This window comes from Halanaerobium saccharolyticum, from assembly GCF_004362045.1.
Lineage (GTDB): Bacteria > Bacillota > Halanaerobiia > Halanaerobiales > Halanaerobiaceae > Halanaerobium > Halanaerobium saccharolyticum_C.
This window is the reverse complement of record NZ_SNWX01000002.1, coordinates 1-14,828: the sequence shown is the minus strand read 5'-3', so window position 1 is coordinate 14,828 and position 14,828 is coordinate 1. Positions and strand designations below refer to the sequence as shown.

The following is a 14,828-nucleotide window of genomic DNA, read 5'->3' as shown; positions in this document are numbered from 1 at the left end:
TTATTGTGATAAACTTAACAATATCTAAAATAATGAATTATCTTCGCTTAATTGTTCATTATGCACAACTATGATAAAATAATTACCAACTCATTTTAAACAGGAGGTAACATTTATGAAAATGCTTGATATAGTTGATCTGTTAGAGAATTACATAATAAATAATAGACTAAATACTAATCCAGAAATTATAGGAATTCAAAATATAAACAGCTGTAAAGAAAATCAATATCCTAATTTATTAAATTTCACAAAAGAAAATTTAACTTCAGCCAGCCTGGATAGTGATAATCTGCTGGTAGAAAAAAGCAAAATAGACTTTGCAGAGTTAGAAAAATTAGAAGTGAAAAATTTAATCATTATAAAAAAAGGTTCACTAAATAACTGCCTAAATATTTTAGAAGCAAAAATAAATGAAACAAACTATCTTTCTTATATTAGAAAAAGATTTTTTGAAATAGTAGTTAAAAGTTGTGACATTTCCTCACTTCTCAAAGAGGCATATGAATTTCTGGGAAATCCTATTCTAGTAGCAGATGCAAATTATAGAACTTTAGGTTATTATCCAGAGCAAAAAATAGGAGATCCAGTCTGGGATAATATGTACCAGGATGGCTTTGTTAATCAAAAACATATGATAATGTTTGATGTTGATCAAACACTTGAAAAACTTTTGAATTCTGATCAAGTAATTTATCTTGACTGGGGCTTTGCTGAGGAAATACCTCGTCTTTCGGCAAAAATATCTGATAAACACGAGTTATACGGAACCTTTGGAGTTCTAGAAGTTAACCAAAAAATTAAAAATAAAGATTATATGATAGTAAATGCCTTATCAGAAGCTCTGCTGGCCTTAGTTAAACAAATTCAACAGCCTGGAGATAAACTTTACGTTATAAAACAATCATTACTTGCAAATCTACTGGATAATGGAATCAATTCTCAACAAATACTAAAAAAATCAGTTGATACTGCCCGGGTTAATATTGATGGCCCTTATTATATTTTAAGTGTCCCAATTTCACAAAATAATTTATCTACAAACAAGCTCAAGCAATTACATAAGAAGCTTTCAGCTTTAATAAATAATATACAAATTTTAACTCATAACAATAACCTGGTTATTTTCATTCATGGAAGGAATATAGAAGCTAAATTGAATCAGGCTACAAAGATATTAAAAGAAAAGAAGTTAAAAACAGGAGTAAGTAATAAATTCAATATGCTGAGTGAAAGTTATTTTTATTATAAACAAACTAAGTTTGTCTTTAATTTTTTTCAAGTTAAAAACAAATTTATTTATAACTTTAATGAATTTGGTGAAAGGTTTTTTATTAATAAATTAATTAAAACAGAAAACAACAAAAAATTTATTCACCCCGGAGTAAGCAGGATCCTAAAATATGATAAAGAAAATGAAACCGAATTCGCTTTTACATTATATCAGTATTTGCTTTCTTTTAAAGACAATAATTATACTGCAAAAAAGCTGAATATCCACCGGAACACTTTAAGTTATAGATTGAAAAAAGCAGAAAAAATAATGCAGTATAACTTAGAGTATCACCAGCAGTGCAGATATTTAAAACTCTCTTTTGACTTTGTCTTTTCTTCTCCGGTATAAAATTAATATCCCTGTATACTATTATAATCAACCTTAAAACTATTCACATTTACTCCTTATTGGACTATAATAAAGATATAGAAATATTCAGAATATTGATTTAAGGAGGGGTTGAAATGAAAAAAATTGAAGCTTATATCCGATCTGATAAGCTAAATGAATTAGTCTCAAAATTAAATTCTATGGGCCTAAAGGAATTAAATATTCTGGAAGCAAAAAACTTTAACAAAGATTTAATTGAGTTAGCAGATAGTGATCTAAAAATTGAATTCACCCCAATAATAAAGATAGAATTCGTTATTAATTATACCGAAGTTGATAAATACGTAGAAGCAATTAAAAACACGGTCCAGACAGGTGATAGTGGTGACGGTAAGATTTATGTCAGTGATATAGAAAACTCTGTTAAAATAAGCACCGGCGAAGAAGGACTAAAAGCTATAGCTTAAAATTAGCATTTAAAAACCCTGCTGTTTAAACAGCAGGGTCCTTATTTTATATAAATGGTATTTATATATGTATATGTTAGCTTAAGATACTAATTCCATTGTATCTCTGGCAATTACTAATTCTTCATTTGTTGGAATAATCATTGCTTTAACTTTAGAATCATCAGTAGAAATAATTACTTCTTTACCCCGGCAATTATTAGCATTTTCATCTACTTTAACACCCAGATATTCTAAGCCTTCTAAGATTTTCTCTCTTGTTTCAATTGAGTTTTCGCCAATCCCGGCCGTAAAGACGATGGCATCTATTCCACCCATTGCTGCTGTATAGGCACCAATATATTTTTTAACTCTATAGTTAAATAAATCAAGTGCAGTTTCCGCCTGATGATTACCTTTAGCAGCTGCGTTTCCAACATCTCTCGAATCACTGCTGATCCCAGAAACACCTAAAAGTCCACTCTCTTTGTTCAAAATATTATCCATCTCAGCCGCAGAAATATTTTCCTTCTCCATAATAAAAGGAATAATTGCCGGGTCAATATCTCCACATCGGGTTCCCATTACTAATCCCTCTAAAGGGGTCAGACCCATACTGGTATCTACTGATTTACCATTTTTTACTGCAGCCACACTGGCACCATTACCTAAATGGCAGGTCACTATTTTCAGTTCCTCTAAAGGCTGGTCCAGCATCTTAGATGCTCTTTGAGCAACATAGCCGTGGGAGGTACCGTGGAAACCATATCTTCTAACACCATGCTTTTTATAGTATTCATATGGCAGGGCATAAATATATGCTTTTTCAGGCATAGATTGATGGAAGGCTGTATCAAAGACACCAACCTGCGGCTTGTCTGGCATTAGTTCCTGACAGACTTTAATACCCATAATGTTTGGCGGATTATGTAATGGCGCTAAGTCAGCAACGTCCTCCAGCTTTTTGATTGTTTGATTATCAATAACTGCAGACTCTGCAAATTCTTCGCCACCGTGAACAATCCGGTGACCAACTGCTTCAATCTCATTTATATCTTCCAGAACTCCGTGATCTTCTGATAATAATGTTTCTAATAATAATTCAATTCCCAGCTTATGGGTAGGAATATCTTTTTCAATTACAATTTCTTCTCCACTTCCATTTTCATATTCTAAAAATGAATCTTCGATTCCGATTCGCTGAATCAAACCTTTGGCCAGCACACTTTCTGTTTCCATATTAAATAACTGATACTTTAAAGATGAACTACCACTATTAATAACAAGTATTTTCATTTTTTCCTCCTATAAATTTTATTTGACGTTATCATTTTATTTCATTTCAATGATTTCTTCTACCCAACTATAACGGAGCTCCCAGACTGCTGCTCCCTTTATCTCAGAGTTGAATTCGGCAGTCTCTGCTTCAAAAAGTTTCTGCCAGCTCTGTTTTATCTTATTTTTCAAAACTGGATAATGAGGAGAAAGCATAACCTCTGAATCATCAGCTATTCCCCGTTTTTTTAAGATCTCCTGGTGTTTATTTGCATCTTTTTGATTATCAGCAAGATAGCTGAGCTTTAAAATCTGATTCCATTTCTTTTTATCAAAAAATATTATTTTATCTTCAGGAACTTTTAATTTAATTAAAAAACCACTGCCACCACTCAAGGCAGTCTCAGGATCAGCTGCAGCCCAGAATGGATATTCAGCAGCTTCAGGTTTTTCAACTATTTTTTCAGCTTCTTTAACAAAAAAATTATATGCTTTTAAAAATATTTTGGCTTCCGAACCGTACTTCTGTTTAATATATCTTTTCTTTACCGTCAGTCTCTTCTTTTTAAGTAACAGTTCTTTAACCTTTTGGCTCTGCTGAGTCCAGATTTCAATCTCTGTACTCATAATCAACCACCCATTCCTCTTTAAGCTCCCAGCTTATTGCAACTTTTTTATCTGAAAGCTTGATATCTGAATCAAAAAGTCTTTCCCAGCTTGAAGTCATTTCCTGTTTCAACCTCGGGTAAAAATTTTGCAGATAAATATCCGATTCAACATTGATATTATACTTTTTAAGTTTTTCTTTAAACCTTTTTCTATCTTCTTTATTTTTGGGAAGGTAAAGATAATTAACTATATAATCCCACTTCAGTATATCAAAAACCATAATTTTATTTCTGGGAATTTCGAGCTCAAAAAAGACCATTCCTTCCGCTGCTGGAAGTTTAAGCTCTTCTTCTGTGCTGAGCCAGATGGGATATCTTAATTCTTCTCTAATTTCCATCCTTTTAGCTGCCTGATTTCGCAGCCATTTATAAACATCAAGATAAATATCAGCACAATCATCAAGCTTTTTCCTTATATATCTCTCTTTTACTTTATAAAGACCTTTTTCTTTAAGTATTTTAAGGACATTTTTGTGCTGTCTGGTCCAAACTTTAAGCTCTGGATCTCCATTTTCATTTTTGATTTTTTGCATGCTATCACCCGACTTTGTTTTTGAAAAGCTTAATTAGAAAAGCACTCGTTTATCTCCAATTTTTTTAATTAATCTATCATTCTCAAATTTCTCCAGCAGTGCTAAAGCATATTTTCTGCTGCTCTCAATTAAATCTCTAAATTCACCCAGTTCTATTTCTGAATTTTCATTTAGATAATTCTGCAGGAGTTTTCTTGACCTATCTACAGCCTGGCTGTGAATTAAGATCTGATTATTTAATCTAATTAGATGCTCATTAAAAATCAAATAATTAATAATTGAATTAAATTTTTCTTCTTTTTGCTGATCAATATTCAGTTCTTCTTTAAGTTCTGCTGGACTCGGCGGAGAATATAAATTATTTTTGAACTTCTCAATAATTTTATTTTTTAGTTCTTTTTCTGCTTCAGTAAAATTGATCTCAAAATCAAAAAGCGCGACAGTATTTTCTTTTTCTTTGATTATATTTTTAGAAACTAAAATCTTAATGATTTGATTAAACTCCTGATTATCAAAATTAAATTTAATTTTTGACCTCAGCTCTTCTTTACTGATTCCAGGCTCCAGATGATTATTTTGATGATAGGAAGCAACAAAATCAAGTATCTGCGCTTCAACTTCTGTAAATGTATCAATATGAATCCATAAGCTGTTTTTAGTTTCTTTTAGACAGATTATTTTTTCGGCAGTTTTTAATTGCTTAAGAATATTTTTAAGCTCAGTTTCTTTAAGTGATGATTTTTTTAATAAATACTCCATAGAAGCTGATTCATGCTTTTTAGAATTAATAAAGATTTCTATTTTTTCTTCCCAGTCTCCTGCTTCGATTTTTTGAAGCATTCTAGTTATCTGTTGTTCATTTCTTTTTCGTGGAGGTGGATCAACAATTATTATCCGACCACCACCAATTAAATCCATTGGTGAATGTCTTCTGATTACAAATTTTTCTCCCAAATAGGCGGCAATCTCCCCTTCCAGAGTAAACTGAACATAAGCTTCTTCTCCAGGAAACAATTCTCTTTTATCATAAATATAGACTCTACCAATGATTTCTTTGGATCCAATATGAAATCTTATCTGATCGCCATTTTTAAGTACAAAATTTAAGTCTTTCAGCATTTTCATTTTTGCCTCAAAATATTTTGTCTTAAAAAGTGAATTGATTTTTGCCAGCACATCTCCCCGCTGCAGCTCATCTTTATCAATACCTGAAATATTAATCCCTACTCTCTGACCGGGATATACTTTTTGAACCTGATCATTGTGAACCTGCAGACTCCTGACTCTAATTTTTTTTGACTGAGGGTAAAGTTCAAGCTCATCTTCTACCTCAATAACTCCTCTAAAAAGAGTTCCAGTTACTATTGTTCCAAACCCTTTAAGCGTAAAGACTCTATCAATTGGGAAATAAGTATTGTTTTCAGTTTCTTTAGTACTAATTTTTTCAATAATTTTATTTAGTTCTAATTTTAAAGAATCTATCCCCTCTTTTTCTACAGCAGAAATAGGAATAATCTCTGCATTTTCTAAAAAAGAACCCTTCAGTTTTTCCCGGGTATCTTCTATCACCAACTCCTGCCATTCTTCATCTACTTTGTCACTTTTAGATAAAGCAACAACTCCGTGTTTTACCCCAAGCAGATCAAGAATTGCCAGATGTTCTTTTGACTGGGGCATCATCCCTTCATCTGCAGCAACTACTAAAATAGCAAGATCAACTCCAGCGGCTCCGGCCAGCATGTTTTTTATAAATTTTTCGTGTCCGGGTACATCAATAATCCCTACCTGATGCTGATTAGAAAGTTCAAATGAGGTAAAGCCAAGCTCGATTGAGATTCCGCGTTCTTTTTCCTGCTGCAATCTATCTGTATCGGCACCGGTAAGAGCCTTGATCAAAGTAGTTTTTCCGTGATCAATATGGCCGGCTGTACCAATAATAATATTTTTATCATTCATCAGACTTCCTCCCTCAGAACCTGATTGATCTCTTTTGCCAGCAGTTCAATTTCACTTATCTGAACAGTTTTAAGATCAATTATTAACTTCTGATTTTTAATTCTACTAAAAATTGGCATCTCCGTCTGACGCAATTTATAAGCCAGCTCTTCTGAAGAAATCAGCTCAGAATCAATTGTCAGAACAGATGTTTTTATTTCTGTCAAAGGATAACTACCTCCACCAATTCGAGCTGTATCTTTTTCAATTTTTAAAGTAAAATTATCATATTCATCTAAATAACTGAATAATTTTTCAGCCCGCTGCATAACTTTTTCAGCTGATTCTGTAAGCATTTTTAGAGTTGGAATTTTATCTACAGCATCATCAAAATTACGATATAATTTGAGTGTAGCCTCCAGAGCTGCCAGTGTAAATTTATCAACTCTCAAAGCCCTCAACAAAGGGTGATGTTCCAGTTTTTTAATATATTTCTTTTTACCAACAATTATCCCGGCCTGAGGACCACCAAGTAGTTTATCTCCACTGAATGTGACCAGGTCGATACCTGCATCTATACTTTCTTTAACTGTAGGTTCATATGGCAATCCATAAGACTGCAAATCAAAAATAATACCACTGCCCAAATCTTCTATCACCGGAATGTCTCTCTGGTGGGCGTCATTAACCAGATCTTCTGCCTCCACAGTAGCTGTAAAACCCTGTATTCTATAATTGCTGGTATGAACTTTTAAAAAGGCACCAGTTTCTTCTGTAACTGCATTCAAATAGTCTTTTAAGTAAACTTTATTGGTTGAACCAACTTCGACTAATTTAGCTCCACTCTGCTCCATAACTTCTGGAACTCTAAAAGAGCCACCTATTTCTACAAGTTCCCCTCGAGAAATTACCACTTCTTTATCTTCTGCTATAACAGCTAATACCAGAGTTACCGCTGCTGCATTATTATTAACTACCAGAGAAGCCTCAGCTCCTGTTAATTTCTTAATAATATCCTGGACTGAAGAATAGCGATCTCCTCTTTCTCCAGTATCTCTATTAATTTCTAAAGTTGAATAGTGAAGAGCCACATTATTGACAGCTTCTGCAGCACTATCTGCAAGCAGAGAACGGCCAAGATTGGTATGTATAACAACACCTGTGGCATTTATGGCAGGAGACATTTCTGGTCGATAAATATTTTTTAAGTAAATTTTTACTGAATCTAAAATTTTTTCTGCTTTTAATGATTCTTGATCAAAATTAGTCTCTGAAAAATCATCTGCTAAAATCTTAGTTCTTAAATTATCAGTTACATATCTTATCCCTTCTAATAAATCTGTCCTGGAATAATCATTTTTAATTTTTTCTGATTTATTTTCGGATAATATGTCATTTACAGCAGGTATTAACTTTAAAAGCTCTTCTTTACCCATAATTACCTCCCTAAATTAATGGCTTTTATTTTTCTAAAAAAAAATGCACCTACAAAGATTATATAATCTAAATAGATGCCTAAAAGTTAGTAATATTTATATGGCGGGAATGTATGGGAATCGAACCCACCACAGACAGGTCTACCTGCCTGCCACTGGATTTGAAGTCCAGGATGTTCACCTTGAACATAAACACTCCCCTGTTTATTATGATTAATATAATTGTATCATTTTGTTATTTAATTTACAAGATTTCTTTTTGTATACTATAGTTTAAATTGTTCTACAATAGCTGATAAATTTTGGGCCATAACTGTCAGGTTTTCTGCTGATTTTACAATTTCTTCAGTTACTCTACTTTGTTCCTCACTACTGGCTGAAACCTCTTCTGAATTTGCTGCAGTTTCATTACTCACTCGAGAAATATCCTCCATATAATCATTTACTTCCTGACTTTCTACTTTAATTTCTTCAAGATTATGATCTACTTTTTCAATTAAAGAATTCAAACTCTCTACTGCCTTATCAATTTTATTAAATGAATCTCCTGTCTCCTGAATAGAATCAATACTATGCTCTACCACTTTTTCAGTATTATTCATTTTGTTATTAGCATCTTTAACAGCAAATTGGATATCTTTAATTAAAACTGAGATATTTTCAGTAGCATTTTCCGATTCTTCAGCTAAATTCCTGATTTCATCTGCTACTACACTGAATCCTCTTCCGGCTTCTCCAGCTCTTGCTGCTTCAATTGCAGCATTTAAAGCTAAGAGATTCGTCTGAGAAGCAATATCATTAATCAGGTTAATTATTTCTTCAATTTCCCCAGAAAGCTCTCCCAATTTGTTTATTTTAGCTGCAGCCTGATCAGAATTATCTTTTACACTTTCAATATCATTTACTGTTTGATTAAGCTTCGTCCGACCTACTTTAATATTATTTGCTACCTCAAAAGCATTATTCTGCATTTGACCAGAAATTTGATTCACTTTATTAATTCTTTGGCCAAGATTATTGATATTATCTTTACTATCCTGAATTACAGCAGTCTGTTTTTCTGCACCAGATGCAACATTATGAATTGACCTACTTACTTCATCTGCTGAAGCCGAAACTTCTTGACTTGAAGCTGATAGTTCTTCACTGGCAGCTGATAATTCACCTGATATATCTGCTGCACTGCCTATAATTTCTTTTAAATGGCTCTGCATAACGGAAAAACTTTTTGTAAGTTTTCCAAGTTCATCTTTTCTTTTTAAAAGAGCTTCCGGTATCTTTTGACTTAAGTTGCCCTTAGAAATCTCACCACTTTGTTCAACTATCCTGTCTAAAGCTTTTATAACATTATTTGAGCTTAAAAATAGAATCAGACTAATTAAAATAAAGAGAGCTGCAGAAATATATATTATATCATTTCTTGCTTGATCTACTGTTGAATAAATATCTTCCATCGAAAAGGCCAGATTCAAAACTCCAATCTGTTCTCCCCCGATTTCAACAGGTACAAATACCTCATTTATTTTGAGCTGTTGATTATTGTAATTATAACTTCTTTCCTCAAAATAATTTTCTCCTGTTTTTATAGCCGTTTTAATTAACTCCGAATCTCTAAGAACACCAATTTTATCTTGTCTACTGTCTGCTTCATTTTCCAGGTCATTATTAATAAACGCAGCGTATATTATCTGGTCATTTTCTTCTAGCTTTTCTACTAAAGTCTGATAGCTAAAACTATCAGTTAATTCCCTTACATTATTAGCTCTTATTCCTACCTGGAGAAAAGTACCATCATCATTTCTTAAATAACCATATTTATTATAATTATCAGATTCAGTGTCTTTGCGAATATCTTCCATTAAAATTTCTTTATCTGAAATCATAAAATCATTAACAGGATGTCCACTTTCTGCAGTCCAACCTATATAATCATCTACAGTCGAATAAATTATTTCACCTTCTGAATTATACCAGGAAATCTCCTGGACCATTGTCTGCTCCATAATTTCTCTTAGCTGCTCGTTACTGAGATTATCTTTATTTAAAGTTACCACATTTGCTGCAGCTTCTATTTTCTCTTCCAGCATTCTATCAATTGTTTTAAGTGAATTACTGTTATCAGCAACCTGCATTTCTACTTGTTCAGCCAGGTTTAGACTGTTATTATACTGTTCTTCAAATAAATTTTCTTGTAAAAGACTTGTTGCCAGAAAGCCAATTCCACTGACTCCAATTAAAATTAAAATAATTGGGATTATAAGAAACTTGATTTTAAAAGATAAATCATTAAGTATTTTCATTATTATGCTCTCCAGTTCGTATACTTTTTATACTAAAATTTTATAAAGCTCCAGATAATTATATAAATTAAGCTGATAAAGAATGGATATAAAGAGCCCATTTCAAATTTTAATTTGAAACAGACTCTTTTCTTATACCTAAAAATTACATATTAAAACAAATTACTAAAATTTAATTTCAGTAATCAGTTACTCAATAAAACCTGCTTTTTTCAATTCTTTTTTTGCTGCTTCTTCGTCCTCTTCAGCAATCAAAATTACAGGACCTGTACAACCCATACCTGTTTCTGCATAGATATCTTTTTTCCAGAGACTTTCTTTTGCTGCTTCAATTTCTAGAATATCAATACCTGCTATTTCTTCTCCTGTAACTTTTTTGGCAGGTTCTTTAGCTGCTTCAACTTCTGCGGCTGAACTACTGTTTTTTAATTCGTCTATTATCTCTTTTAAACCAGCATTATTAGCAGCTTTCATCTCGGCTCTGGTAATTTCTAATAAATCACCTTTACTGGCTTCTGCCATAAATTTAAGAGCATTGGCAATTACTGGTGCTCCAGAGGCACGGGAGATTATTCCAATCAGCTTATCATAATTTTCTCCAACTCCAGGACCATAACCGTAACCAACAGCTTCATACTGGCCACCTGTATTAAAGGCAGAAAATACTTTCATTAACATATTTCCAGTCAGTGTATCTGTCACCATCACATCTGGAGTTCCTAAAAGAAGGTCATTCCCCCTCATTACAGAACCCCCATCAGCCCTCACAGAGGTTGCAAATTCAAAGTCATAACCACTTTTCTTTAACTTCTGCAGATTCTTCTCTACCAGCCTTGCTCCTTCAAGATTTAAAATACCTACAGTCGGCTTTTCAATCCCTAAAGATTTAGCAACCGCAATTCCATAGATAGTATTTTTGAGCATTGAGGGGACCCGATCTGTATCAGTTGTACCTGTCGTTGTAGCTATCAGCATCTCTTTTCCCTTACCAGGAGTAACTACTCTACCAACTGTAGAAACACCTAAAGGAAAATTATAATGAAGAGTTACTGCTGCATCAATTTCATTTTTTTCAAGCTTCTGATCCATAATTGAATGTGCATCTGCCAGACAGTCGCATTTATCGCCTTCACAACCGATCAATTCTACTTCAAGATCATTATATTTGTTATGGGCAATCTCTGCGGCTTTTTTTAATTCATCTATTCCGTGTTCACTGTCCAGTAAAGTTAAGCCAATTTTCTTTTTATCACCAAACTGACCGGACTCAATAGCCGCTGCAACTTCATTAAACACTCCGGCAACTCTTTCTTTAACACTCTCTGTCATTTTATCCACCTCACTCGGTTTCGCCGAGAAGATTATCTGCCATCTGACGCATAGCACCGGCGATCATATTTTTGATTTCTTTATCACTTACACTGTTTTCCTGCTTTTTAACTCCAGAGTTTTTTTCGATTACAAAAGAAACTCCATCAAAAAGATTAGTCATTCTGCCAAGGAAAAGACTTCCCTTACCAATAATCATTGCCTTTTCAATCTGGCCTTCTCTCATCATTTTTGCTGCTGGACCAATAAATGGCACTCCCGAAGGAATATGTCCCTGTGTTGGAGCAAATCCGGGCATTCCATGTTCTTTAACAAAGTCCATTAATTCTTTTCTCTCTAAATCTCCGCGCTTAACACCTAAAGCAGCAATCATTTTGTAGTTTGATTCTGGTACATCGCCTGCACCTGCAGGTTTAGTAACTTCAGGATTCTGCATTTCAACAGAATACTTGTCAATATCTTTGATGCCTAAATTATTTTCATCTAGAGGATCAGTTACCAGAGAGCTAATTACAGCCTGAGGAGAAGATCCTGTACCTACCTTATGACGGCCAATAATATCAGTTCTAATAACCGGACTGGCTCCATCATTATTAGAGATTAAAACTGCAAATCCACCCAGTGTATCCTCTAAAACAGGCATTTCTTTTTTAATATGATCTTTACCATTCATTCCAAGTTTTGCAACAGATCCCCCTGCAACAACTACCACATTATCATAAATACCAGCCTTAACTAAGGCAGCAGCATTGACAACAGCATGAGAAGGAGCTGCACAGAAGCTTCGAACATCTGAACCATTTGCATTAACACAACCTGCCATTTCTGCGATAGCTTTAGCAAAGTTGCCTCCACCACGCTGATTAATATCACCACAGGCTTCTTCAGAACACTCTAAAACATAATCAATTTCTGTTAGATCAATATCATTTTTAACAGCCATATTTTTTAGAGATAGCACAGCAGAAGCTTTAGCAACTAAATTTTCTAAAATAGTATGTGCATTAAGATTCACATCACTCTCATGAGCTTTCTTAACACAGCCAACTAATTCTTCATTTAAATAAAGCGGCTCTGCCTGATTATCTAATAGAGCTTCTAGTTCAGATTTTTTTTCACCTTCTCCTAGCTCAATTTCCATTTCCTTTAAGATCGGATGTTCTGCAACTTTTGACTCTACTTCTGCAATAAAATCACTGCTTAACTTTACTAAATCAAAAACATCAACATGTTTAATTAAAGCATAAAACTCATCTTCCGGCATTATTTCTCCAGAGTCGCCATATCTATTACCCTCAACAAAGTTTTGCTCTTCATACCAGGGTTGTTTGATATTCTTTAATTCATCAGGTAAAATATTTCCTATATATGCCTGATTGGGAGCATACGAAACAACTTCTTCAAAAGATCTTAAATAATCATCTAATTTTTTTAAATATTCATCATCAGGATTCTTGGCTCTGGTTGTCGTTTGAGTAGAACCACCCTCTTTTAAGATATTGGGAGTATGTACCAGAATATATCCTGAAGCTTTAATTACTGGAAAATCCAATAAGCTCACCTCCAAATTTTTTGAATAATTTCTCCACCCAAATTAAATTGGGCAGAGAAATTATTATCAGCTTAACTATTTAACTATGCTCTTGCTTCTAATTCTTTTCTAATATCTTCTACTTCCAGATCTTCACCGCTTAAATGCTCTACTTTTTCTCCGTCTTCGTAGAAAACAATTGAAGGCAGACCTAAAACTTTCTGACCAATAGCAAGTCTTCTGTTTCCTTTAATGTCCAGCTTTGCAAATTTAAAATCATCAGCAAATTCTTCGGCCAGTTCCTTTACGTCAGGCATAATTTCCATGCAGACATCACAACTTTCACTCCAGAAATCAACTACAACCTTACCCTTACTGTTAAGTACTTCTTCCTCAAAATTATCTTTGTTAAGTTCAATCATTTTATATTCCTCCTTAAATTTTTTTAAATTAATTCTACAATCTTTTCTTTTTCTGGTTTAACAAGCTTAGAAGCTACCTCACCGGACTCAATTTTTAGTAGAGTTGGGATTTCTTCTACATCATATCTGTCAGAAATAAGTCTATTTTTATAGGTATCAATCTTGATGAATTTATAACCTTTATCTTCAAGCTCCATACCTTCGAGCTGACTGATTAGATCCATGCTCTCCTGATCAGTAACACTCCAGAAAGCTACCAGAGCCGGCTTATCAGAATTAACAACATGATTATGCCAGTACTCTTCTTCTTCAATATAGCCCTGAGCCATTACAGCAGCAGTTGCGCCATCACCGGCAGCTGTAATTACCTGACGCACAACCTTATCTCTTACATCTCCAACTGCATAAACTCCAGGTTGATTTGTTTCCATCTGCTTTGTTGATTTAACATAACCATGCTCTGTTAAATCAACAACACCTTCTAAAAAGTCAGTACTGGGTACCCTACCGACAAAAAAGAAAACACCATTACAGTCAAGTTCAGTTTTTTCACCATTTTTGATGTTTTTAACTACAGCTTTTTCAACCAGGCCTTCACCTTTAATTTCTTCTAAAACTGAATTCCAGACAAATTCAATTTTATCATTTTCCATTGCTTTTTCCTGAAGAATCTTTTCAGCATCCATTACCCCTTCATCATGGATTACTATCATTGTAATTTTATTGACAAATTTGCTCAAATAAATTGATTCTTCAACAGCAGAGTTTCCATTACCAACTACAACAATATCTAAATCTGTAAATAGATCTGCATCACAGGTTGCACAGTAAGAAACACCCTTACCTTTAAATTCTTCTTCACCTTTAATTCCCAATTTTCTGGGTTCAGCTCCTGTTGCAATGACAACACTTTTAGCCCTATACTCTTCACCCTTTTTAGTGGTAATAACTTTTTCAAAACCATTAACCTCAAGCGACTTAACTTCTCCTCTTTCAAATTCCGTACCAAACTTTTCTGCATGAGTGCGAAAATTTTCCATTAACTCAGAAGCTGTAGTCTCAGGCACACCCGGGTAGTTTTCCATATCGTGATAGGTGCCGGGCTGACCACCAGTTTTTCTTTTTGTTTCCAAAACTAAAGTATTAAGTCTTGACCTTGAACTATAGATGGCAGAAGCCATACCAGCAGGTCCTCCACCCAGAACAATTAAATCATAATTTGCGCTCATATTTTTCCTCCTAAAGTAAATTTCGTTACGTCAAATCTAATAGTTTTTTTAAAAATATTAATAGTTATCATGGTTGTCAGGTTAGAAATCTGCATTAAATGCAGGAATCCCTCCCCCT

The 14,828-nt window shown here is 33.7% G+C and carries 12 protein-coding genes and 1 tRNA gene; 2 read left to right on the top strand and 11 right to left on the bottom strand.

The genetic code is table 11. The features are described from left to right. The first annotated feature begins 115 nt into the window (after positions 1-115). Both DFR79_RS01500 and DFR79_RS01495 read left to right on the top strand, forming a co-directional pair. Positions 116-1,624, top strand: a complete 1,509-nt coding sequence (locus DFR79_RS01500) for a PucR family transcriptional regulator (RefSeq protein ID WP_133513739.1) — start codon at positions 116-118, stop codon at positions 1,622-1,624. A gap of 116 nt (positions 1,625-1,740) precedes the next feature. Continuing rightward, the gene (locus tag DFR79_RS01495; protein WP_133513738.1) at positions 1,741-2,073 is read left to right on the top strand and encodes a P-II family nitrogen regulator; all 333 of its coding nucleotides are present in this window, start codon (positions 1,741-1,743) and stop codon (positions 2,071-2,073) included. A gap of 81 nt (positions 2,074-2,154) precedes the next feature. Here DFR79_RS01495 and DFR79_RS01490 read toward each other — a convergent pair whose 3' ends face one another. From DFR79_RS01490 to trxB, 11 genes are all read right to left on the bottom strand, one after another. Beyond that, positions 2,155-3,348 carry an acetate/propionate family kinase gene (locus DFR79_RS01490; protein WP_133513737.1) on the bottom strand — a complete coding sequence of 398 codons (1,194 nt, stop codon included), beginning with the start codon at positions 3,346-3,348 and terminating at the stop codon, positions 2,155-2,157. Positions 3,349-3,384: 36 nt separating this feature from the next. Continuing rightward, the gene (locus DFR79_RS01485; RefSeq protein WP_133513736.1) at positions 3,385-3,954 is read right to left on the bottom strand and encodes a DUF3841 domain-containing protein; all 570 of its coding nucleotides are present in this window, start codon (positions 3,952-3,954) and stop codon (positions 3,385-3,387) included. Next, entirely contained in the window at positions 3,938-4,528 is a 591-nt protein-coding gene (locus DFR79_RS01480) for a DUF3841 domain-containing protein (protein ID WP_133513735.1), read from the bottom strand. Before DFR79_RS01480 ends, DFR79_RS01485 begins: the two co-directional genes overlap by 17 nt. 33 nt (positions 4,529-4,561) lie before the next feature. After that, positions 4,562-6,484, bottom strand: a complete 1,923-nt coding sequence (gene selB / locus DFR79_RS01475) for a selenocysteine-specific translation elongation factor (protein WP_133513734.1) — start codon at positions 6,482-6,484, stop codon at positions 4,562-4,564. Next, positions 6,484-7,899: an L-seryl-tRNA(Sec) selenium transferase gene (gene selA, locus DFR79_RS01470; RefSeq protein WP_133513733.1), complete on the bottom strand. Its 1,416-nt coding sequence runs from the start codon at positions 7,897-7,899 to the stop codon at positions 6,484-6,486. The genes selB and selA overlap by 1 nt, the downstream gene beginning before the upstream one ends. 101 nt (positions 7,900-8,000) lie before the next feature. Then, positions 8,001-8,099 (bottom strand) — tRNA-Sec (locus DFR79_RS01465). 66 nt (positions 8,100-8,165) lie between these two features. Further along, the gene (locus tag DFR79_RS01460) at positions 8,166-10,199 is read right to left on the bottom strand and encodes a methyl-accepting chemotaxis protein (RefSeq protein ID WP_133513732.1); all 2,034 of its coding nucleotides are present in this window, start codon (positions 10,197-10,199) and stop codon (positions 8,166-8,168) included. Between the two features lie 189 nt (positions 10,200-10,388). Beyond that, the gene (grdD, locus tag DFR79_RS01455; protein ID WP_133513731.1) at positions 10,389-11,528 is read right to left on the bottom strand and encodes a glycine/sarcosine/betaine reductase complex component C subunit alpha; all 1,140 of its coding nucleotides are present in this window, start codon (positions 11,526-11,528) and stop codon (positions 10,389-10,391) included. A 10-nt stretch (positions 11,529-11,538) separates the two neighbouring features. Next, the gene (gene grdC / locus DFR79_RS01450; RefSeq protein WP_133513730.1) at positions 11,539-13,080 is read right to left on the bottom strand and encodes a glycine/sarcosine/betaine reductase complex component C subunit beta; all 1,542 of its coding nucleotides are present in this window, start codon (positions 13,078-13,080) and stop codon (positions 11,539-11,541) included. 83 nt (positions 13,081-13,163) lie between these two features. Next, positions 13,164-13,481: a thioredoxin TrxA gene (gene trxA / locus DFR79_RS01445; protein WP_133513729.1), complete on the bottom strand. Its 318-nt coding sequence runs from the start codon at positions 13,479-13,481 to the stop codon at positions 13,164-13,166. Positions 13,482-13,504: 23 nt separating this feature from the next. Continuing rightward, on the bottom strand, positions 13,505-14,710 hold the full coding sequence (gene trxB / locus DFR79_RS01440) for a thioredoxin-disulfide reductase (protein WP_133513728.1): 1,206 nt from the start codon (positions 14,708-14,710) through the stop codon (positions 13,505-13,507). Positions 14,711-14,828 lie beyond the last annotated feature (118 nt).